The sequence below is a fragment of the Sphingomonas floccifaciens genome (assembly GCF_042681125.1).
Taxonomy (GTDB): Bacteria; Pseudomonadota; Alphaproteobacteria; order Sphingomonadales; family Sphingomonadaceae; genus Sphingomonas; species Sphingomonas floccifaciens.
Map to the genome: position 1 here is coordinate 44326 of NZ_JBHUFC010000003.1, position 20214 is coordinate 64539.

Here is a 20214-nt window from a genome sequence, read left to right on the forward strand (position 1 = left end):
CCCAGGGCTGCGTCGCTCGTCGGTCACGATGCAATAGCATCGCTCCACTCCTCGCTTCTTGCCCTGAACCAAAATCGGCTCCGTCACGATGCCTCCACGCAGCCTAAACACGCTCTAAAACGCGAAACGGCCGCGGGGTGGGAGAACCCCCGCGGCCGTCCTGCATTCGATCCCGCCGAACCCTCAGGCGGCGAGGTCGAACCGGTCTGCGTTCATGACCTTGGTCCAGGCCTTCACGAAGTCCTTCACGAACTTCTCTTCATGACCCGTCTCGGCATAGATTTCCGCGACCGCACGCAGTTCGCTGTTCGAACCGAAGACCAGGTCGGCGCGGGTCGCGCGCCAGGTTTCGTGACCACCGGCGCGGTCGGACGCGATATACTCCTGGTCGTCGCTGCCTTCGACCGACTTCCACACGTTCGTCATGCCCAGCAGGTTGACGAAGAAGTCGTTGGTCAGCTGGCCCGCCCGCTTGGTGAAATGGCCGTGGCCACGTTCGCCGTGGTTGGCGCCGAGCACGCGCAGGCCGCCGACCAGCACCGTCATTTCCGGCACCGACAGGCCGAGCAGGCTGGCGCGGTCGAGGAGCATTTCCTCGGTCAGCACGCGCAGCTTCTTGGGCTGATAGTTACGGAAACCATCGGCCTGCGGCTCCAGCGGTGCAAAGCTGTCGACGTCGGTCTGCTCCTGCGTCGCGTCGCCACGGCCACCGGTGAAGGGCACCGGAACCGAGAAGCCGGCATCCGCGATCGCCTTTTCGAGACCGACGACGCCGCCCAGCACGATGGCATCGGCCATCGACAGGGTGCCGCGCAGGCCTTCAAGGGTGTCGAGGACCTTGGCCAGCATCTCCGGCTCGTTGACTTCCCAGTCCTTCTGCGGGGCGAGACGGATGCGCGCACCATTGGCACCGCCGCGGTGGTCCGACTTGCGATAGGTCGAGGCGGAGGCCCAGGCGGTCTTGATCAGCTGGCTGACGGTCAGGCCGCTGTCGCGGATCTTCGCCTTGACGGCATCGACGTCCGCATCCGACGGCATCGTGCCGGCGGGGACCGGATCCTGCCAGATCAAATCTTCGGCCGGGACGTCTGGGCCGAGGTAGCGGACCTTGGGACCCATGTCGCGGTGAGTCAGCTTGAACCAGGCGCGGGCGAACGCATCCTTGAACGCTTCGTGATCGTTGCGGAACCGTTCGCTGATCGCGCGGAATTCCGGATCGACCTTTAGCGCCATGTCGGCGGTCGTCATCATCGTCGGGACCTTGATCGACGAATCCCACGCGGCCGGCGCCATGTCCTCTTCGCGCTGGTTGATCGGCTGCCACTGCTGGGCCCCCGCCGGCGAGCGGACGAGCTCATACTCATAGTCGAGCAGCAGGCGGAAATAATTCTCGCTCCATTCAGTGGGCGTGTTGACCCACGCGCCTTCGATGCCGCTGGTGACGGTGTGTTCGCCGATGCCGCCGCTCTCGTGGGTCGATACCCAGCCGAAGCCGAGCGCGGTCAGGTCGCCGCCCGCCGGCGCCGCGCCGAGCAGCGACGGGTCGCCGTTGCCGTGCGCCTTGCCGAAAGTATGGCCGCCGGCGGTCAGCGCGACGGTTTCCTCATGGTTCATCGCCATGCGCTCGAACGTCGCCTTCATGTCGCGCGCCGACAGCAGCGGATCGGGGTTGCCGCCCGGACCTTCCGGATTGACGTAGATGAGGCCCATCTGGATCGCGGCCAGCGGCCCGTCGAGCTCGTGATAGCCCTCATCCGGGCGGATGCGGGTCTCGACGCCCTCGTTGACCCACTTGTCTTCCTCGCCCCAGTAGATGTCCTTCTCGGGCTCGTACACGTCGGCACGACCGCCGCCGAAGCCGAACACCGGGCCGCCCATCGATTCGATCGCGACGTTGCCGGTCAGGATGAACAGATCGGCCCAGCTGATGTGCTTGCCGTATTTCTGCTTGATCGGCCACAGCAGGCGGCGCGCCTTGTCGAGGTTGCCGTTGTCGGGCCACGAATCGAGCGGGGCGAAGCGCTGCTGGCCGCTGTTCGCGCCACCGCGGCCGTCACCGGTGCGATAGGTGCCGGCGGCGTGCCAGGCCATGCGGATGAAGAACGGGCCATAGTGGCCGTAATCGGCCGGCCACCACGGCTGGCTGTCGGTCATCAGCGCAACCAGGTCGGCCTTCAGCGCGTCATAGTCGAGCTGCTTGAACGCTTCGGCATAGTCGAAGTCGTCGCCCATCGGGTTGACCGGGCCGTTCGGCGACAGGATGTCGACGGCAAGCGCCTGCGGCCACCAGTCGCGGTTGGTGCGGCCGAGCAGGCTGCGCACGCTGTGATCGAACGGGCAACCGCCGCCGTTCTTGTCGATCGATCCGGTCTTCGCATCCATGTCTCGTCTCCTAATTCACGAGCCCGCGCGCAAGGGGACCGCGCGGCGTCGTGGCGATGAGTATGGCGATCGGGCTACACGACGATGACTGATCGACCAAATGCGAATTTGCGCAGGCACTGATCGAATGAGGCGATGAAGGGCGGCAGCCACCCAGCTCGTGCTGAGCTTGTCGAAGCACGTGCGTCGAGCGAGCCCTCGACAAGCCCAGGGCGAACAATGGGCGGGTATACCACGATGAAGTGATCCTCCCCTGCAAGGGGAGGTGGCGCGCGTCAGCGCGTCGGAGGGGTGTCACCCTATTCGGAAAGGGTGACACCCCTCCGTCAGGCCTTCGGCCTGCCACCTCCCCTTGCAGGGGAGGATGATTATGCCTCAACGCCCTCCGGCACCGGCCGCGGCGGGTGCAGGCGCAGTTTCGACACGCGCTTGGCGTCCGATTCGACGACCTCGATTTGCCAGCCGCTGTCATGCACCAGCGTTTCGCCCGCCTCCGGCACATGCCCGGCCAGCACGACCGCCAGGCCGCCGATTGTGTCGACATCCTCGTCGACCTCGGCCAGCCGCGGATCGATCGCCTCGGCGATGTCCTCCAGTTCGGCGCGGGCGTCGGCCTGCCAGGCGCCGCCGCCCAGCGGCACGATCAGCGCCTCGGGCGCCTCGTCATGCTCGTCCTCGATCTCGCCGACGATCTCCTCGATCAGATCCTCGATCGTGATGAGCCCCTCGGTCCCCGAGTATTCGTCGAGCACAACCGCCAGGTGCGTGCGACTGGCGCGCATCTGGGCGAGCAGGTCGATCGCGCCCATCGATTGCGGGACATAGAGCGGCTGTCGGATCAGCCCCTCGATCGTCGCGGGCGGTTCGGCCCCGGTCGCCAGGATCGCGAACACGTCCTTGATGTGGACCATGCCGACGATCGTATCAAGCTTCTGGCGATAGACCGGCAGGCGGCTGTGGCCGGCGTCGGCGAACAGCGCGACAAGCGCGGGAAAGCTGGTGCCTTCCTCGACCGCGATGATGTCCGCGCGCGGCACGCCCATGTCGCCGGCATCGCGCTCGCCAAAGTGCAGCAGGTTCTTAAGCATCTGGCGCTCGATCGGCGCCAGGTCGCCCGCGATGGGACGGGCCTTCTCGTCATCGTGCCGTTCGATGACCTCTTCGAGCTGGTCGCGCAGCGTCTCGGCGGATTCGTCGCCGAAGATCAGGGTGCGAAGCCCCTTCCAGATGCTACCATTTTCGGAGTCGCCGTTGCCGGCGCGACTTCGGTCCTCGGCCATAGGTTTGAGTTCAGTCCTCGCGGATCAGATAGGGATCGGAGATGCCGAGGCCGGCGAGCACGTCGCGCTCCAGCCCCTCCATCGCCTCGGCCTCCGCATCGGTGCCGTGGTCGTGGCCTAGCAGATGCAGCGTGCCGTGGACAATCAAATGGGTTGCGTGGTCCTCGACCGACACGCCCTTCTCCGCCGCCTCGGCCGCGCAGACGCCGTGCGCGAGCACGATGTCGCCCAGCAGCACCTCGCCATCGTCCGACCCTTGCGTGACCGTGTCGAGCAGGTCGGGCTGGACCATCGGGAAAGACAGCACGTTGGTCGGCTTGTCCTTGTCACGATACTGGCGGTTGAGCGTGTGGACTTCGTCGTCGCTGGTCAGGCGGACCGCGATTTCGATCTGCACGGGATGGGTGAGCCAGTCACGCTGCGGCGTCGCTTCGATCGCAGCGGTGGCGGCGCGGGTGGCGAGCGCTTCCCAATCGGCCGCGTCGGGCCAAGGGTCTTCGCGGAGGACGGCGATATCGATCATGCGAGATCCGTCTTAGAGAAATCGTCGCCCTTGTAGAGCAGTTTCGCACCGTTCGTTCTGGCGCAGGCATAGGCGAAGCAGTCACCCATGTTGAGTTTCGCGTCGTGGCGCCCCTTGCCGTATCGCTCGTACGCAACGAGCGCCATGTCCCGCTCCTCATCGCCGATATCGACCAGACGAAACGGCATCGCGACGGCCAATGCCTCGACCTCCCGTCGTGCCGCGTCGAAGCTAATGTCCTTGGCCTTGTGCAGACCACGCACGGCTTCCCAGCACGCGACCGCCGACCAAATCGCATCGCCATCAGCGCGAATGGCCAACGCAAAGCCATTCCCTTCAGGCTCGCCAGCGATCATCGCGATGATCGCCGAGGCGTCGACAAATATGGTCAATCCGGATCCTCGCCGGAAATCTCGTCGAAAAACGCCTTGTTCGCCACATGGCCGGGGCGATCAGGAAGCGGATGCGTGCGACGGCGCTCGTGGAGCCACGCGATGATGTCCGCTGCCGGACCTTCCGCTTCCGGCGCGAACGTCGCCTTCTTCTCGCGCAGTGCCGTCCGCACGGCCTCGGTCTTGGTCGTGCCCAATCGCCGCGCGACTTCGGCCGCCAGCGCCGCCGTCTCTTCGTCCTTGATGTACAGCGACGCCATCAGCCGCGCTCCTTCAGTCGAAGGATATACGGCGGGATATCCCGCCCTTCAACCGTCCTGCCCCTCATATGCCTCGACGATCCGGCCGACGATCGGGTGGCGGACGACGTCGGCGGCTGAGAAGCGGGTAACGGCCATGCCTTCGATCCCCTCCAGGCGGGCGACCGCGTCGGCCAGGCCCGATCCGGCGACGCCGCCGGGCAGGTCGACCTGTTTGGGGTCGCCGCAGATGACCATGCGGCTGCCTTCACCGAAGCGGGTCAGGAACATCTTCATCTGCGCCGGCGTCGTATTCTGGGCCTCGTCCAGGATGATGAAGGCGTCGGCGAGCGTCCGGCCGCGCATGAAGGCGATCGGCGCGATCTCGATCTCGCCGCTCGCGATCCGCCGCTCCACCTGTTCGGCGGGCAGGCAGTCGTGGAGCGCATCATAGAGGGGACGAAGATAGGGGTCGACCTTCTCCTTCATGTCGCCAGGCAGGAAGCCGAGCTTTTCCCCCGCCTCCACCGCCGGACGCGACAGGATCAGGCGCTGGACGCTGCCGGTGATCAGCTGCGACACGGCCTGCGCCACCGCGAGATAGGTCTTGCCGGTGCCTGCCGGCCCCAATGCGAAGATGATGTCGTGGCTGACCAGATCGCGCATGTAATGCGTCTGCGCGATGGTGCGCGGCACGATCGTCTTCTTGCGCGTGCGGATCATGATCGGCGGGATGCCGTGGCCGCGTTCGGTTGAGATGATGCCGTCGAGCACCGGCTGCGCGGCCAGCGCGATCACGGCGTCGACCATCCCGGGGTCGATGTCCTGCCCCTGGAGGATGCGGGTGTGGAGACCATTCAGCACGTCGCGGGCCAGCGCCACCTGCTCCGCCGTCCCCTCAACCTGCACGCGGTTGCCGCGCGCGGTGATGTAGACGCCCAGGCGATTCTCCAGCGCGACCAGGTTGGTGTCGAATTCGCCGAACAGCTGCGGCAGCAGCTCCGGACGGTCGAAGACGACTTCGGTACGGCTGCGCTCGCCGGACTGGGCGGGAACGGGCTTTCGGCTCATCGGGCTCCTAGGGATCGGCTCGCTGGTTCGGCGAGTGTGGCAGAGGACTGCGCAAACACAACGGCATTTGCGTGACGGCAAAGATTTGGGGAGCGCGTGGCGGCGGCGCAACAGGGAACCGTGGGGGCACTCATCCGCTCACACCGGCAAAGGAGAGTAGCCATGCCCAAGACCCTGTCCGACCTCGCCGAGATCATGCGCGATATCGACTTCACGATGCTGTCGACGAAGACCGCCGACGGCGGCATCGCCGCGCGGCCGATGAGCAACAATCGCGACGTCGACTATGACGGCGACAGCTGGTTCTTCGCGCTGGAGACGACGCATACGGTGCAGGAGATCCAGGCCGATCCGAACGTCGGGCTGACGCTTCACGGCAACAAGGGACTGATGGGCAAGCCGCCGGTCTTCATCGCGGCGGAAGGCAAGGCCGAGATCATCCGCGACAAGGCCGCGTTCGAGGCACATTGGGTCAAGGACCTCGACCGCTGGTTCGAACAGGGCGTCGACACGCCCGGCCTGACGCTGATCCGCGTCCATGCCGACCGCGTACATTACTGGGACGGCGAAGATCAGGGCGAAGTGACGCTCTGACGGCGCAGCAGCCCGACGATCAGACCGGCCAGGATCATCGCCATGCCGACCGCGTGATAGGCGCGGAGTCGCTCGCCCAGCAGAACCGCGGCGAGCAGCGCGCCGAACAACGGCATAAGGTTGATGACCTGTCCGGCCCGCCCCGCCCCGATCGCTGCGACGCCGGCGTTGAAGAGGAGGTAGGACAGCAATGAGGGGAAGATCGCGACATAGGCGATGACGCCGAGCGCGGTGGGGGTCGCGCGAATCGTCGCCCCGCTTACGATCTCGGCTATTGCGAGCGGGATCAGCGCGACAAGGCCGACCATGAAGATCGCGGCTAGAAACGCGAGCGGATGCGCGGCGGGCTTGGTGCGCAGCAAGCTGGTGTAGAGCGCCCAGATGACGACCGCGGTCAGGATCAGGGCATCGCCGCGCCCCAACACGAAGCCGGTCAGCAGCGCCGGATCGCCGCGAAAGACGATGATCCCGACACCGATCGTCGAGATCGCGACGCCGGCCACAGCCCCCCACCCCGGCCGCGTCCCGAAGATCAGTCGGTCGCAGACGAGGACGAGCGCGGGGATCAGTGCCTGGAGCAGCAGCCCATTGCTGGCGGTCGTGTCGTGCAGGCCGAGGTAATAGAGCGCGTTGAACGACGCGACGCCGAGCAAGCCGATCGCGACGACCCGCGGCCAGCCGGCGAGCAGGATCGCCCGGTCGCGGACCAGCTTCGACCAGGCGAACGGCAGCAGGATCGCCAAAGCGCCGGTCCAGCGCAGCAGGCTGAGCGTCGCGGGCGGGATGTCGTCGCGCACCAGCCGGCCGGCGATGGCATTGCCCGCCCAGAACAGCATCGCCGCAGCGAGCATCGCATAGGCGCGGGTGTCCCCGCGAGGCGCGGTCAAGTCGTCAGGCCGCGCGGGCGAGCACGGCGACGCCGGTCAGCGAGACCGGACCCGCTGCAACGATATCGACGTCGATCAGCGAGCCGATAGGCGGGCCGTCCTCGACCACGACCGACTGCAGCCAAGGCGACTTGCCGATCATCTGCCCGGGCTTGCGGCCGGGCCGCTCGATCAGGATCGCGCAGCGCTTGCCGACCGTATCGGCGTTGAACGCCGCCTGATCGCGGCCCAGGGCGTCCTGCAATCGCGCCAGCCGATCGACCATGACCTCCGGCGCGATCTGGTCCGGCAGGTCGGCGGCCGGCGTGCCGGGGCGGGGCGAATATTTGAAGCTGAACGCCATCGCATGGCGAACCTCGGCGACCAGACTAAGCGTGTCGGCGAACTCCGCCTCGGTTTCGCCGGGGAAGCCGACGATGAAATCGCCCGACAGCGCGATATCGGGCCGGGCGGCGCGGACGCGGTCGAGGATGCGCAGATAGCTGTCACGCGTGTGACTGCGGTTCATGGCTTTCAGGATGCGGTCGTTGCCCGATTGCACCGGCAGGTGGAGGAACGGCATCAGCGATGCGACGTCGCGGTGCGCGTCGATCAGGCTCTGCGTCATGTCGTTCGGGTGGCTGGTCGTGTAGCGAATCCGCGCGAGACCGGGGATGCGGTCGAGCGTATGGATCAGGCTGCCCAGATCCTCGCCATCGGTGGACCAAGCATTCACATTCTGCCCGAGCAGCGTGATCTCCTTCGCGCCCGCCTCGACCAGAGCCTTCGCCTCGTCGACGATCGCCGCGAACGGCCGGCTGATCTCGGCACCCCGGGTATAGGGGACAACGCAATAGGTGCAGAATTTGTCGCACCCCTCCTGCACGGTCAGGAACGCCGATGGCCCCACGCGGCGGCGGGCGGGCAGCGCCCCGAACTTGCTGAGCGCGGGCATGTCGGTGTCGATCGCCGCCGTTCCCTTCGCGGCATCGGCGACCAGCTGCGGCAGGTTGTGATACGCCTGCGGGCCGACGACGACGTCGACCTTGGCGCGGCGCACGATCTCCGCGCCTTCCGCCTGCGCAACGCAGCCAGCGACCGCGATCATCTGGTCGGGGCGATGCTTCTTCATCCGGCCGATGTCGGAATAGACCTTCTCGGTCGCCTTCTCGCGGATGTGGCAGGTGTTGAGCACGACCAGATCGGCGTCCTCGCCCGGTGCTGCGGTATAACCCGCCGCCGCCATCGCCTCCGCCATTCGCTCGCCGTCATAGACGTTCATCTGGCAGCCGAAGGATTTGACGTGGAAGGTTTTTGGGGCGGTCATGATGGGGCGGCCCTTACCCCGGATCGGAGGCAAGGTGAAGAAGAAGGGATTTTTCACGCAAGGGCGCGAAGGCGCTAAGAGAAGAAGAGGGGCTCACGCGGAGGCGCAGAGGCGCTGAGATGCGTCGCTCGCTGCGCCAGCAGCCTTCTATGCGCACGGCCCAACGCGCTGTGCGGTAGCGATAAGAAATACGCGCTGCGGCGCGAAAGACATCTTTGCGCCTTCGCGCCTTTGCGTGAATCAACTCTTCTGCGAAACCATCCGCATCCGAGCCTCCGACGCGATCGCCTTGCGGCCCGGATAATCCGCCGGATCGAACGGTTCGAGAAACGTCAGCGTCGCGGTGAAGGTGCCGCGGCGCGACAGCACGCGGCGGGCGTTCACCGCGCCGGGTTCGTCGCCCAGCCACGCAAGGTCGGCCATCGCCGGACCATAGTCGATCAGCACCGGCTGGACCCGCACGCCCGGCGGCGGCGGGTCGAGGACGGCGAGCAGCGCAGGCTTGAAGGGAAGCAGGGTCGTACCGTCGCCGGTCGTGCCTTCGGCGAAGATGGTGATCGACCAGACATCGGCCAGCGCATCGCGCAACTGGGCGATCTGGTCGGCGATGCTCATCCGCGCGGTGCGATCGACGAACAGCGTGCGGTTGAGGCTGCACAGCCAGCCGATCACCGGCACCTTTTCGAGATCGGACTTGGCGACGAACGCCGTGCCGTTGCGCCCGGCGAGGAGCGGAATGTCGAGCCAGCTGAGATGATTCGACAGGAAGACGACATCGCGACGCAGCGAGCGACCGATGGTGTGGCGACGCGCGCCGACGATCCAGGCGACGGCGGCGAGGAAGTTCATCGGCCAGGGGGACGACAGGCGGAACAGCCGCCACAGGCCGTGGAGTGGAAGCGCGAGGAGCAGCGCCAGCAGCAGACCCGCGATACGGCTGCCGAAGCGCAGGTTGGCGGCGAGCGAGTAATGCGGGTGGAGGGCGGCGGTGGTCATATCCCCTCCCTCACCTTCGTCAGGCCAGACTTGATCCGGCATCCAGAGCCACAGGCGATATCGTGTGCGGCCCTGGACCCCGGATCAAGTCCGGGGTGACGGCCGAGAGATGAAAGTCTCCCTCTCACGCTTTCCGGTCAAGGCTCACGCCATAAAGCTCCATCCGGTGATCGACCAGTCGAAAGCCCAGCCGCTCGGCGATCTGCTTCTGGAGCAGTTCGAGCTCGGGATCGACGAATTCGATCACCTTGCCCGTCTCTACGTCGATCAGGTGATCGTGATGCGCCTCGGGCGAGGGTTCGTAGCGGGCGCGGCCGTCGCCGAAGTCGTGGCGGTCGAGGATGCCGGCTTCCTCGAACAGGCGGACCGTGCGGTACACGGTCGCGATCGAGATGCCGGGATCGATCGACGAGGCGCGCTCATACACCTTCTCGACGTCGGGATGATCCTCGGCTTCGGACAGGACGCGGGCAATCACCTTGCGCTGTTCGGTGATGCGCAGGCCCTTCTGGTGGCAGAGGGCTTCGAGGTCGATCTTGCGGGCCATGACGCCGATGTAATCAATGCGACCGCGGCAGGGAAGCGCTAGCGACTCGCAATTATCGCAACGGGAAGACGAATTAGCCTAAGGTCAGCGCATAGGTATGGGCGTCGAACGCCTCGCCGGTCAGGCCGCGATAATAAGCGCGGCGCTGGCCGACCTGGGTGAAGCCGTGCGCGCCATAGAGGGCAAGCGCCGAATTGCCCGCGCGCATTTCGAGGTGCAGCCGCTCTGCCTGCTTGTCGCAGGCGTCGGCGATGACGCTGCGCAACAGCGTGCCGCCGATCCCGCGGCCGCGCCGTTCGGGCTCGACCGCCAGCAACAGCAGTTCGCCATCGCCCGCCACGACACGCGCCATCGCGAAGCCGACCAGGGCGTTGCCCTCGCACGCCAACGTCAGCCAGACACCCTGAAGCGCCAGCATGCCGATGCACTGCGCCGACGACCATGCCTCGCCATAGCGCGGATCGAAGGCGCGGTTCATGATGTGGACGACGCCCGCCAGATCGTTGACGTCGCCGCTGCGCAGGTCGACCAGGCGCGGGGCGGTGCTCACCGCGCGGCCTGCGGCTGCGGCTTGGCATCGGGGGCGCGGCCGTAGATCGGGCGCGGCGGCAGGGTGCGCAGTGCCTCGGGCAGCAGGATCGCGCGGGCAGCCTCCGGCAGCGCCTCGACTCCCGCGACATCCGCCAGCCAGCGCACGCCGCTGCCGATCGCGGGCCGCGTACCGATCGCGGTCAGCGCAGCCTCCGGCTTCAGCGAAGCGAGCGCACCGGCGGGGGCGAGGGGGCGGTCATAGGGTTGCACGAACAGCTCACCGTGCCCCCCTTCGAGGACGACGGCAAGCCCTTGCCAATTCAGGTTATCCTCCAGCCCCGCCGCGGCGACCAGCGCGGTCGAAGTATAGCCCGACACGGGCACGCCCCAGCCGATACCCAGGCCGATGGCCGCGGCGATACCGACGCGTACGCCGGTAAAGCTGCCGGGACCGCAATCGACCAGGATCGAATCGGCGCGGCCGCCGTCCGGCAGCTCGGCGATCATCGGCACCAGCCGCTCGGCATGGCCGCGCCCGACGACGTCATGCAGGCTCGCCACGACGCGCGCGCCCTCGATCAGCGCGACCGAACAGGCCGCGGTCGCGGTGTCGATGACGAGCGTCGTGGCCAAGGCGTCAGACGATCCGGTTGAACTTGGCGAAGTCCGGCCGCGGGCTGCGGCCATAGACGGTCGCCGGGTCGCCATAGCCGAGCGTCGAGATGAAATTGACCGTCACCCCCGGCTGGTCGGCGAAGAACGCCTGATCGACCTTGCCGCCATCAAAGCCCGACATCGGCCCGGTATCGAGCCCCAGCGCGCGCGCCGCGACGATGAAATAGGCGCCCTGGAGCGAGGAATTGCGGAACGCCGATGCCTTGCGCAGTTCCTGATTGCCGTCGAACCACGACTTGGCGTCGGTATGCGGGAACAGTTCGGGCAGGTGCTCGTGGAAATTCTCGTCCATGCCGATGACGACCGACACCGGCGCCTTGCGGATCTTGTCGGCGTTGCTGTCGCTGGCGCAGGCGGCCAGCGTTTCCTTCGCCTCGTCGCTGGTCACCCAGACCAGGCGCGCGGGCAGCTGGTTGGCGGAGGTGGGGCCGAACTTCATCAGGTCCCAGATCGCGCGAAGCTGGTCTTCGCTGACAGCCTTGTCGAGATAGCCGTTATAGGTGCGCGCGGTGCGGAAGATCGTGTCGAGCGCGGTGTCGTCGAGCGGCTGGCCCATGTGAAACTCCAAACTGACTGACGTCACCCCCGCGCAGGCGGGGGTAAATTCTGGCTGGATGCGCGGCTGCAACCGAGAGGTCAGCCACAATTGATTCCCGCCTTCGTGGGAATGACGATGTAGAGTCTAGACCGCCCGGACCTCGGTCACTTCGGGCACGTAATGGCGCAGCAACTGCTCGATCCCCTGCTTCAACGTCGCCGAGGACGACGGACAGCCCGAACAGGCGCCCTGCATCTGCAGGTAGACCTTACCCTTGTCGAACCCGCGATAGACGATGTCGCCGCCGTCGTTGGCGACCGCAGGGCGCACGCGGGTGTCGATCAATTCGCGGATCTGCGCGACGATATCGGCATCCTCGGGGTCGTCGCCAAAGGTCGCGTCGTCGCCCGGTACACTGATGCCGGCAGCAGAACCGGGGCGAAACAGCGGCATGTTCGCGCTGAAATGGTCGAGCAGCACGCCGAGCACGTCCGGCTTCAGCCCTGTCCAGTCGACGCCGGGCGCCGCGGTCACGCTCACGAAGTCGCGGCCGAAGAACACGCCGGTCACATCACCCAGCCCGAACAGCGCGTCGGCCAGCGGCGAGGCCTCCGCCTCCTCCGGCGTCGCGAAATCGCGGGTGCCGGCGTCCATCACGGTACGGCCGGGCAGGAACTTGAGCGTCGCCGGATTGGGCGTGGATTCGGTTTCGATCAGCATGACGCCCATGTGGGCCGCGGCGCCCATGCGATCAAGCGCACATTCCCGAAACGCTGCGTTACCCCGAATGCGGTTCAGGTGGCGGCAAGGTTGCCGAGCGTCTAAGGCTGACGCTGATGCTACGCTCTTCCCGGTTACGCCGCGTCGCCTTTGCCACGCTCCCCGTCTTGCTATTCGCCGGTGCGCTGCCCGCGCAACAGGCGCCCAAGCCCGCCCCCGTCATTCAGGCGCCCGCCGTCACGGTCGACAAGAGCGCGTGGCTGTACAAGGGCAGCGACATCACCCCCGATCCCGACTGGCGGTTCGGGACGCTGCCCAACGGTCTGCGCTATGCCGTGCGCAGGAACGGCGTGCCGCCGGGGCAGGTCGCGATCCGCGTCCGGATGGACGTCGGTTCGCTGCACGAACAGGACAGCGAGCGCGGCTTCGCGCATCTGATCGAGCATCTGAGCTTCCGCGGGTCCGAACACGTCCCCGATGGCGAGGCCAAACGCATCTGGCAGCGGATGGGCGTGACCTTCGGCGCCGACACCAACGCGTCGACCAGCTTCACCCAGACCGTCTACAAGCTCGACCTGCCGATGGCGAACCCGGCGGGGCTGGATGAAAGCCTGAAAATCCTTTCGGGCATGATGGCCGGGCCGAGCCTGACACAGGCCGCGCTCGATGCCGAACGCCCGGTGGTGCTGTCGGAAGCGCGCGAACAGCCGGGGCCGCAGGTACGGCTGGGCGACGTCACGCGCGAGACCTTCTTCGCCGGCCAGCCGCTGGCCGAACGCTCGCCGATCGGCACGACCGAGACACTGTCGGGCGCGACCGCGGCCAGCGTGAAGGCGTTCCACGACCGCTGGTACCGCCCCGAACGCGCGGTTGTCGTCATTTCGGGCGACATGGACCCCGCGCTGTTCGAAGCGGCGATCGTCAAGCATTTCGCCGACTGGCGCGGCATCGGCGCCGCCGTCCCCTCCCCCGATTTCGGAAGCCCGAAGCCCGCCAAGTCGGACACCGCTGCATTGGTCGAACCGCAACTGCCGACGCTCGTCAGCCTGGCGTGGCTGCGGCCGTGGACGGTCGGCGACGACACGGTGATCTTCAACCAGAAGCGCATGATCGACATGGTCGCGGTCCGCATCGTCAACCGCCGGCTGGAAAGCCGCGCGCGCGGCGGCGGCAGCTTCATTTCGGCAGGCGCCAATCTTGAGGACGTGTCGCGGTCGGCCAATGCCACGCTGATGAACATCCTGCCGCTCGGCAACGACTGGCAGACGGCGCTGAAGGACGTGCGCACCGGCATCGCCGACGCGATCGCGACGCCGCCGACGCAAGGGGAGATCGACCGCGAACTGACCGAGATCGAAACCTCGATGAAGGCGTCGGTCGCACAGGCGCGGGTCGAGGCGGGCGCGAAGAAGGCCGACGATCTGGTCGAGGCGGTCGACATCAAGGAGACGACGACCACGCCGCAGACGAGTCTGGGCATCCTGCAGGATGCGATGGTCAAGAAGATGTTCACGCCCGAGGCGGTGCAGGCGTCGGCCAAGGCGGTCTTTTCGGGCGTCGCGTTGCGCGGTGTCGTCAACACGCCCCAGCCGGCGGACAATGCCGCTGCCGCACTCCAGGCCGCGCTGACGGCCGAGGTCAAGCCGGGCACCGCCGCGAGCAGCCGGCTCGCCGCGATCGGCTTCGATGCGCTGCCGAAGCTCGGGGCCCCCGGTAAGGTCGTCGCGCGCACGGTTGCGGTCGCCGATCCGAAGATCGAGAAGGTGACGTTCGCCAACGGCGTCAACCTGCTGCTGTTCGAGAACCCGTCGGAGGCAAGCCGCGTCTATGTGCGCGTGCGCTTCGGGCGCGGCCTCAACGGCCTGCCGGGCGACCGCCAGACGCCCGCCTATGCCGGCGACCTGGCGCTCGTCGCCAGCGGGATCGGCAAGCTGGGGCAGGAAGAGATCGACCGCATGACCAGCGGGCGGCGGATCGACCTGGACTTCGCGGTCGACGAGGACGCGTTCCTGTTCGGGGCGACGACGTCGGCCGAGGATCTGGCCGACCAGCTCAAGCTGATCGCGGCGAAGCTCGCCAAGCCGGGCTGGGACCCGAACCCCGTCGCGCGGGCGAAGGCGGTGATGCTCGCGAGCTATCCGTCGCTCGGCGCTTCGCCGGATGCGGTGCTGGGCCGCGACCTCGACCGGCTGCTGCATGATGGCGACCCGCGCTGGGGGACGCCGACGCGCGCCGACCTGGAGAAGCTCGACGCGAAGTCGTTCCGCAAGCTGTGGGAGCCGATTTTGGCCAGCGGGCCGATCGAGGTGCAGATCTATGGCGACATGAAGTCGGATGCCGCGATCGCGGCAGTGGCGGCGTCGCTGGGCGCGCTGAAGCCACGCAAGGTGCCGACCGCCGCGGTCGCGCCGATCCGCTTCCCCGACCCCACGCCCACCCCCGTCGCCCGCACGCACGACGGCCGCGATACCCAGGCGGCGGCGGTCATCGCCTGGCCGACCGGCGGCGGCAGCGACGGCATCGCCACGGGCCGCAAGCTGGAGGTGCTCGCCGCCGTCTTCCGCGACCGGCTGCTCGACAAGCTGCGCTCGGCGGCGGGGATCAGCTACACGCCCAATGTCGCCTCGAACTGGCCGGTGGGCCTGGCCGGCGGCGGGCGGATCATGGCGATCGGCAGCGTGCCGCCCGACAAGACCGGCTATTTCTTCGACCTGTCGCGCGAGATCGCGGCGGACCTAGTCGCGAAGCCGGTCGACACCGACGAGCTGCGCCGCGCGCTGGTCCCGGTCGTGCAATATGTCGCGCGACTGTCGACGGGCAACCAGTTCTGGCTGATCCAGACCGAAGGCGGCAGCTTCGACTCCAAGCGGCTGAAGGCGCTCGACACGATCGCCACCGACCTGACGACGATCACGCCGCAGGAATTGCAGGCGCTGGCGGCCAGGTATCTGGTGCCGGCGAAGGCGTGGACGATGACGGTGTTGCCGAAGGATGGGGCAGCCAAGAAGTAAGACGGGAAAAGAAGAAAACCCTCACCCTGCCCTCTCCCGCGAAGGCGGGAGAGGGTTCTGAAGCAGACCTTCTCCCGCCTTCGCGGGAGAAGGAGGGGCCCGCCGCCAACGGCGGTGGGAGGATGAGGGTCTTCTTCCCCTAGACCCTTACCCCTCGGCGCGGTCGATCGCCGCCAGTTCCGCCTTCGACTTCCGAATAGCCTTCAGCCGGTGGCGGACATACCAGATCACCGCGACGACGATCGCCACGCCGATCACCGCGTCGAGCGAATGGAATACCGCGCGGACGCGGGGGTCGCCGTGCCATGCCTCGCCCAGTTCGCGCCCGACCCAGGCGAGCGCGAAGCAGAACGGCCAGCTGCCGACGAAGGTATAGATGTGGAACGGCACCAGCTTCATCCGCGCGACGCCGGCGGGGAAGGCGATGAAGGTGCGGATGACCGGCAACAGGCGCCCGACGAACACCGCCGCCGAGCCCCAGCGCGCGAAGAACCGGTCGGCCGCGTCGAGTTCGTCGGCGCCGATCAGCAGATATTTGCCATAGCGCAGGACGAACGGCCGCCCGCCGCTCTTGCCGACCTCATAGGCGACGATCGAGCCAAGATTGCACCCGAGCGCGCCCGCGGTCGCGGCGAGCCAGATGTCCATCTTGCCCTGGCTGACCAGATAGCCGGCGAACGGCATGATCAGTTCGGAGGGCAGCGGCACGCACGCGCTCTCGATCGCCATCAGCAGCGCGACGCCCCAATAGCCGGTGGCTTCGATGACGCTGATGACGATGTTCGCGAGAAAGGACAGGATTTGCTCGACCATGTGCGGGTCGTGGCGGATGATGCGAGGAAAGACCAGCCCTAACCCGCCTCCGTTCGGGCTGAGCTTGTCGAAGCCCTGTCCTTATTCTTTGGTCATTCCTCAAGTGGGGCGAAGAAGGGCAGCCCTTCGACAGGCTCAGGGCGAACGGTTTCGGGGGCGCTCTACACCTCCGGCAACACCTGATCCGACGTCCCCCAATGAGTCAGCGACCGTCCGTCAGCCCGTGACAGCAGCGTATCGAGATCGCGTGCGGTGAACGCCGCCGGACTGTCGATATCCTTCAGCTCGCTCCACGTGATCGGCGTCGCCACCCCCGCCCCGGCCCGCGCGCGAACGACATAGGGCAGCACCGCGGTCGACCCGCGCTGGTTGCGCAGCCAGTCGAGGAAGATGCGCCCCTTGCGCTCGGCCTTCTTCATATTGGCGGTGAACCGGCCGGGGTCCGCTTCCCCAAGCGCGCGGGCGAAACGCTCGGCGAAGGATTTGACCGCGGGCCATTCGGCTTGCGGCTTGAGCGGCACGACCACGTGAATGCCCTTGCCGCCGGAAAGCATCGGATAGCTGGTGAGACCGATATCGGCGAGGTGCTGCTTGATGTCCTCCGCCGCGCGCTTCACGTCGTCGAAGCCGAGCCCTTCGTCGGGGTCGAGGTCGAACACCATGCGATCGGGCTTCTCGACGTCGGCGATGAGACTGCCCCAGCCGTGGAATTCGATCGTTCCCATCTGAACGCAGGCGAGCATGCCGTCGGCGCTGTCGACCCACAGATAGGGTTCGGTCGACCCGTCCTTTTCGCGGATGTCGACGTGGTGGACATGATTGCCGAACGATCCGGCGTCATGCTTCTGGAAGAAACATTGTTTCGCCCGCCCCTGCGGACAGCGCACCAAGCTGATCGGCCGGTTCGCGAGCCACGGCAGCATGACCGGCGCCATCGCCTCGTAATAGGCGGCGAGCTTGCTCTTCGTCAGCTTGCTGGTCGGATCGATGATGCGGTCGGGGCTGCTGATCTTGACCGTTGAGGTGGTCGCGGGTGGCTCCGCGGGCTTTTCGGCGACGACGTCCTCGACCGGCTTGTCCTCGCGCAGCCCGAGGAAGCTGGCGTGGCGGACGACGTCTTCGGCGGTGAATTCGGCGAAGGCGACTTCGGCGACCAGCCTGGGGGTCACCCAATGCGCTCCACGCGCCGCCGCGCGGGGCACGTCGACCGGCGCGGTCTTACGCGCGAGCGCGTCGAGTTTCGCACGCAGATCGAGCATCTTTTCGGTGGAAAAGCCCGTTCCGACCTTGCCGGCATAGCGCAGGCCATCCGGGCCGTTCAGCCCAAGCAAGAGCGCCCTGAACCCCCGCCCCGCCTTGTCGCTTTCCGACCAGCCGATGACGACGAATTCCTGCCGCCGGGTGCATTTGGTCTTCACCCAGCCCTTGGTCCGCGTGCCGCGATAGGGAGCGTCGGCCTGTTTGGAGACGACGCCTTCGAACCCCTCCGCGCACATCGCCTCGAACAGCTTTTCGCCCGAACCGACGACATGTTCGGAATAGCGCAGGCGGTCGTCGGCGACGTCGAACAGCGGGCGAAGCCGGTCCTTGCGCTCGACCAGCGGACGGGGCGCGAGATCCTCTCCGTCCAATTCGAGCAGGTCGAAGGCGAAGAGGGCAAGGCCGTCGCCGCCGCCGGATATGGCATCCTGCAATGTCGAGAAGTCGGGCTTGCCGTCCTTGAACGCAACGATCTCGCCATCGATCAGCGCGGTTTCGACGGGCAGGTCGGCAGCCGCGGCGGCGATGCCTGGGAATTTGTCGGTCCAGTCGAGACCAGTGCGGGTGTAAACCTTCGCCTTGCCTCCGGCGACCGCGACGAGGGCGCGGTAGCCGTCATATTTCATCTCGTGCAGCCAGCCGTTGCCGGTCGGCACGCTGTCGACGAGGGTGCAGAGTTGCAGGGGGCGGAATTTCGGGGGCTTCGATCCTCCCCGGGACGGGGAGGGGGACCGCCGCGCAGCGGTGGTGGAGGGGGGCTTCCCCACGCGACTCGCGCGCGGAGAGCCCCCTCCACCAGCCTTCGGCTGGTCCCCCTCCCCGCGAGCGGGGAGGAGCTTGTGGGGCGGCCAGGTCTTGAGGTCCTTGGCCTTCCTGCCCTCCGCGATCTCCTGCATCGTGCGGCCGGTCTTCACGCTGGTCAGTCCGGCCTCGACCAGTTGGTCCGCGCCGCCGGCATATGCATCGTCGATCTTGCGCAGCAGCCAGTTCTCACGGCTTTCCTTGCCGCGCGGCTTTAGGCGGATCAGCAGCCATTCCCCGCGCATCCGCTCGCCCTGCAGGACGAAATGCAGGTGGCCCTTTTCCAGATCCGTGGCGCTCTTGCCCTCGATCGGTGCCCACAGGCCGTCGTCCCACAGCATGACGGTTCCGCCGCCATATTCGCCCTTCGGGATCGTGCCTTCGAAATCGGCGTAGGACAGCGGGTGATCCTCGGTCCGCACCGCCAGCCGCTTCTCCGCCGGGTCGAGGCTCGGCCCGCGCGTCACCGCCCAGCTCTTCAGCACGCCATCGAGTTCGAGCCGGAAGTCCCAGTGCAGCCGTGTTGCATCGTGCTTCTGCACCATGAAGCGGTGCCCGGTGCCGGGCGCGATCTCGCCGGCAGGCTCGGCGGTCTTGGCGAAATCCCGCTTGGCGTTGTATTTTTCGAGCGGATCGCTGCTCATTCTCCCCTCCCTGGAAGGGAGGGGTTAGGGGTGGGTGGGCCTCCACAGGCGGTGCGGCTCGGGGAGAGCCACTCACCCCCGTCCCCTTCCTTCCAGGGAGGGGAGTCAGGCACGCTTCTTCGCCGGCGCTTTCTTCGCAGCCGGTTTCCGCGCAGGCGCCTTCCTCGCCGGGGCGGATTTTGCCGGCGCCGCCCCGCCCTTCCCTTCTAGCGATTTCTTGAGCGCCGCCATCAGGTCGACGACATTGCCGCCCGACGGCCGCGCATCGTCGCCGGCATCCTCGATGATCTTCGCGCCCTTGGCCTTTTTCTTCCGCTCGATCAGCCCGCGCAGCGCGTCGACATAGCGGTCGTGGAATTCCTGCGGATCGAACTTCGCGGTCTTCTTCTCGATCAGCGTCGAGGCGAGGTCGAGCAGGTCGGCGTCGGGCTTGTCATCGGGGATGTCGCGGAAATAGCCCTGCGCCTTGTTGACCTCATCGGCGTAGCGCAACGTCTCCAGCACCATGCCGCGACCACAGGGCTTCAGGCTGACGACATATTCGCGGCCGCGCATCGCCAGCTGGCCGAGACCGACCTTGCGCGCCTTTCGCAACGCCTCCCGCAGCACGATGAACGCCTCTTCCGCCAGATCGTCGGCGGGGACGACGAAATAGGGGCGTTCGTAATAGAGCACGTCGATCTCGTCGGCGTCGACGAATTGGGTCAACTCCAGCGTCTTCTTCGATTCGAGCTTCACCGCATCGATCTCGTCCTGTTCGAGCAGGACATATTCGCCCTTCGACAGTTCGAAGCCCTTGACGATCTCATCGGTATCGATCGGCCCCAGGCCGGGGACCGTCTTCTCGTACTTCACCCGCTTGCCGCTGGGTTCGTGGACCTGGTGGAACGCGATCTGCGCACCCGACTTGGTCGCTGAATAAATCTCGACCGGGATCGACACGAGCGCGAGCCGGATCTGTCCCTGCCAATAGGCGCGTGCGGCCATGTCCGTCGGCTCCGTCG

19 protein-coding genes are annotated in these 20214 nt (G+C 66.9%); 2 read left to right on the forward strand and 17 right to left on the reverse strand.

Annotated elements, in window-relative coordinates; translation table 11 throughout:
• Nucleotides 1-183: 183 nt before the first annotated feature.
• The 6 genes from katG to ACFSC3_RS07175 form a co-directional block, all read right to left on the reverse strand.
• Nucleotides 184-2382 (reverse strand): catalase/peroxidase HPI, encoded by a 2199-nt coding sequence (gene katG, locus ACFSC3_RS07150; RefSeq protein ID WP_380939730.1) that lies wholly within the window; start codon nucleotides 2380-2382, stop codon nucleotides 184-186.
• A gap of 368 nt (nucleotides 2383-2750) precedes the next feature.
• The gene (locus ACFSC3_RS07155; protein ID WP_380939731.1) at nucleotides 2751-3662 is read right to left on the reverse strand and encodes a hemolysin family protein; all 912 of its coding nucleotides are present in this window, start codon (nucleotides 3660-3662) and stop codon (nucleotides 2751-2753) included.
• A 10-nt stretch (nucleotides 3663-3672) separates the two neighbouring features.
• A complete protein-coding gene (ybeY, locus tag ACFSC3_RS07160) occupies nucleotides 3673-4185 on the reverse strand; it encodes an rRNA maturation RNase YbeY (protein WP_380939732.1) in 513 nt (170 codons plus the stop codon).
• A complete protein-coding gene (locus tag ACFSC3_RS07165; RefSeq protein ID WP_380939733.1) occupies nucleotides 4182-4577 on the reverse strand; it encodes a type II toxin-antitoxin system VapC family toxin in 396 nt (131 codons plus the stop codon). Before ACFSC3_RS07165 ends, ybeY begins: the two co-directional genes overlap by 4 nt.
• Nucleotides 4574-4837, reverse strand: a complete 264-nt coding sequence (locus ACFSC3_RS07170; RefSeq protein ID WP_380939734.1) for a type II toxin-antitoxin system VapB family antitoxin — start codon at nucleotides 4835-4837, stop codon at nucleotides 4574-4576. Before ACFSC3_RS07170 ends, ACFSC3_RS07165 begins: the two co-directional genes overlap by 4 nt.
• 48 nt (nucleotides 4838-4885) lie before the next feature.
• Entirely contained in the window at nucleotides 4886-5887 is a 1002-nt protein-coding gene (locus tag ACFSC3_RS07175) for a PhoH family protein (protein WP_380939735.1), read from the reverse strand.
• A 162-nt stretch (nucleotides 5888-6049) separates the two neighbouring features.
• Here ACFSC3_RS07175 and ACFSC3_RS07180 point away from each other — a divergent pair, with 162 nt between their 5' ends.
• Nucleotides 6050-6481: a pyridoxamine 5'-phosphate oxidase family protein gene (locus ACFSC3_RS07180; protein ID WP_380939736.1), complete on the forward strand. Its 432-nt coding sequence runs from the start codon at nucleotides 6050-6052 to the stop codon at nucleotides 6479-6481.
• On the opposite strand, the gene ACFSC3_RS07185 is transcribed toward ACFSC3_RS07180, so the two are convergent.
• The 8 genes from ACFSC3_RS07185 to ACFSC3_RS07220 form a co-directional block, all read right to left on the reverse strand.
• Nucleotides 6460-7368, reverse strand: a complete 909-nt coding sequence (locus ACFSC3_RS07185; RefSeq protein ID WP_380939737.1) for a DMT family transporter — start codon at nucleotides 7366-7368, stop codon at nucleotides 6460-6462. The two genes, ACFSC3_RS07180 and ACFSC3_RS07185, sit on opposite strands and share 22 nt — an antisense overlap.
• 4 nt (nucleotides 7369-7372) lie before the next feature.
• Complete coding sequence (miaB, locus tag ACFSC3_RS07190) at nucleotides 7373-8674, reverse strand: tRNA (N6-isopentenyl adenosine(37)-C2)-methylthiotransferase MiaB (RefSeq protein WP_380939738.1); 1302 nt, start codon at nucleotides 8672-8674, stop codon at nucleotides 7373-7375.
• 240 nt (nucleotides 8675-8914) lie between these two features.
• On the reverse strand, nucleotides 8915-9670 hold the full coding sequence (locus tag ACFSC3_RS07195) for a lysophospholipid acyltransferase family protein (protein ID WP_380939739.1): 756 nt from the start codon (nucleotides 9668-9670) through the stop codon (nucleotides 8915-8917).
• Nucleotides 9671-9794: 124 nt separating this feature from the next.
• Nucleotides 9795-10217, reverse strand: a complete 423-nt coding sequence (locus ACFSC3_RS07200; RefSeq protein WP_380939740.1) for a Fur family transcriptional regulator — start codon at nucleotides 10215-10217, stop codon at nucleotides 9795-9797.
• 73 nt (nucleotides 10218-10290) lie between these two features.
• Nucleotides 10291-10767: a GNAT family N-acetyltransferase gene (locus ACFSC3_RS07205; protein WP_380939741.1), complete on the reverse strand. Its 477-nt coding sequence runs from the start codon at nucleotides 10765-10767 to the stop codon at nucleotides 10291-10293.
• A complete protein-coding gene (tsaB, locus tag ACFSC3_RS07210) occupies nucleotides 10764-11381 on the reverse strand; it encodes a tRNA (adenosine(37)-N6)-threonylcarbamoyltransferase complex dimerization subunit type 1 TsaB (RefSeq protein WP_380939742.1) in 618 nt (205 codons plus the stop codon). The genes ACFSC3_RS07205 and tsaB overlap by 4 nt, the downstream gene beginning before the upstream one ends.
• 4 nt (nucleotides 11382-11385) lie before the next feature.
• The gene (locus ACFSC3_RS07215; RefSeq protein WP_380939743.1) at nucleotides 11386-11979 is read right to left on the reverse strand and encodes a malonic semialdehyde reductase; all 594 of its coding nucleotides are present in this window, start codon (nucleotides 11977-11979) and stop codon (nucleotides 11386-11388) included.
• Nucleotides 11980-12105: 126 nt separating this feature from the next.
• The gene (locus tag ACFSC3_RS07220) at nucleotides 12106-12681 is read right to left on the reverse strand and encodes a NifU family protein (protein ID WP_380940877.1); all 576 of its coding nucleotides are present in this window, start codon (nucleotides 12679-12681) and stop codon (nucleotides 12106-12108) included.
• Between the two features lie 116 nt (nucleotides 12682-12797).
• On the opposite strand from ACFSC3_RS07220, the gene ACFSC3_RS07225 reads away from it, so the two are divergent.
• Nucleotides 12798-15692, forward strand: coding sequence for a M16 family metallopeptidase (locus tag ACFSC3_RS07225; protein ID WP_380939744.1), 2895 nt, complete (start codon nucleotides 12798-12800; stop codon nucleotides 15690-15692).
• Nucleotides 15693-15839: 147 nt separating this feature from the next.
• Here the strand turns inward: ACFSC3_RS07225 and ACFSC3_RS07230 are convergent, their stop codons facing one another.
• From ACFSC3_RS07230 to ku, 3 genes are all read right to left on the reverse strand, one after another.
• Nucleotides 15840-16505 carry a DedA family protein gene (locus ACFSC3_RS07230; RefSeq protein ID WP_380939745.1) on the reverse strand — a complete coding sequence of 222 codons (666 nt, stop codon included), beginning with the start codon at nucleotides 16503-16505 and terminating at the stop codon, nucleotides 15840-15842.
• 161 nt (nucleotides 16506-16666) lie between these two features.
• Complete coding sequence (gene ligD / locus ACFSC3_RS07235; protein ID WP_380939746.1) at nucleotides 16667-19210, reverse strand: DNA ligase D; 2544 nt, start codon at nucleotides 19208-19210, stop codon at nucleotides 16667-16669.
• A 105-nt stretch (nucleotides 19211-19315) separates the two neighbouring features.
• Nucleotides 19316-20197: a non-homologous end joining protein Ku gene (gene ku, locus ACFSC3_RS07240; RefSeq protein ID WP_380939747.1), complete on the reverse strand. Its 882-nt coding sequence runs from the start codon at nucleotides 20195-20197 to the stop codon at nucleotides 19316-19318.
• Nucleotides 20198-20214: the final 17 nt, after the last annotated feature.

Coding starts and splice junctions, on each gene's coding strand:
- katG (WP_380939730.1), bottom strand. CDS start 2,382: ATGGATGCGAAGACCGGATCGATCGACAAGAACGGCGGCGGTTGCCCG.
- ACFSC3_RS07155 (WP_380939731.1), bottom strand. CDS start 3,662: ATGGCCGAGGACCGAAGTCGCGCCGGCAACGGCGACTCCGAAAATGGT.
- ybeY (WP_380939732.1), bottom strand. CDS start 4,185: ATGATCGATATCGCCGTCCTCCGCGAAGACCCTTGGCCCGACGCGGCC.
- ACFSC3_RS07170 (WP_380939734.1), bottom strand. CDS start 4,837: ATGGCGTCGCTGTACATCAAGGACGAAGAGACGGCGGCGCTGGCGGCC.
- ACFSC3_RS07175 (WP_380939735.1), bottom strand. CDS start 5,887: ATGAGCCGAAAGCCCGTTCCCGCCCAGTCCGGCGAGCGCAGCCGTACC.
- ACFSC3_RS07180 (WP_380939736.1), top strand. CDS start 6,050: ATGCCCAAGACCCTGTCCGACCTCGCCGAGATCATGCGCGATATCGAC.
- miaB (WP_380939738.1), bottom strand. CDS start 8,674: ATGACCGCCCCAAAAACCTTCCACGTCAAATCCTTCGGCTGCCAGATG.
- ACFSC3_RS07195 (WP_380939739.1), bottom strand. CDS start 9,670: ATGACCACCGCCGCCCTCCACCCGCATTACTCGCTCGCCGCCAACCTG.
- ACFSC3_RS07200 (WP_380939740.1), bottom strand. CDS start 10,217: ATGGCCCGCAAGATCGACCTCGAAGCCCTCTGCCACCAGAAGGGCCTG.
- ACFSC3_RS07215 (WP_380939743.1), bottom strand. CDS start 11,979: ATGGGCCAGCCGCTCGACGACACCGCGCTCGACACGATCTTCCGCACC.
- ACFSC3_RS07220 (WP_380940877.1), bottom strand. CDS start 12,681: ATGCTGATCGAAACCGAATCCACGCCCAATCCGGCGACGCTCAAGTTC.
- ACFSC3_RS07225 (WP_380939744.1), top strand. CDS start 12,798: ATGCTACGCTCTTCCCGGTTACGCCGCGTCGCCTTTGCCACGCTCCCC.
- ACFSC3_RS07230 (WP_380939745.1), bottom strand. CDS start 16,505: ATGGTCGAGCAAATCCTGTCCTTTCTCGCGAACATCGTCATCAGCGTC.
- ligD (WP_380939746.1), bottom strand. CDS start 19,210: ATGAGCAGCGATCCGCTCGAAAAATACAACGCCAAGCGGGATTTCGCC.
- ku (WP_380939747.1), bottom strand. CDS start 20,197: ATGGCCGCACGCGCCTATTGGCAGGGACAGATCCGGCTCGCGCTCGTG.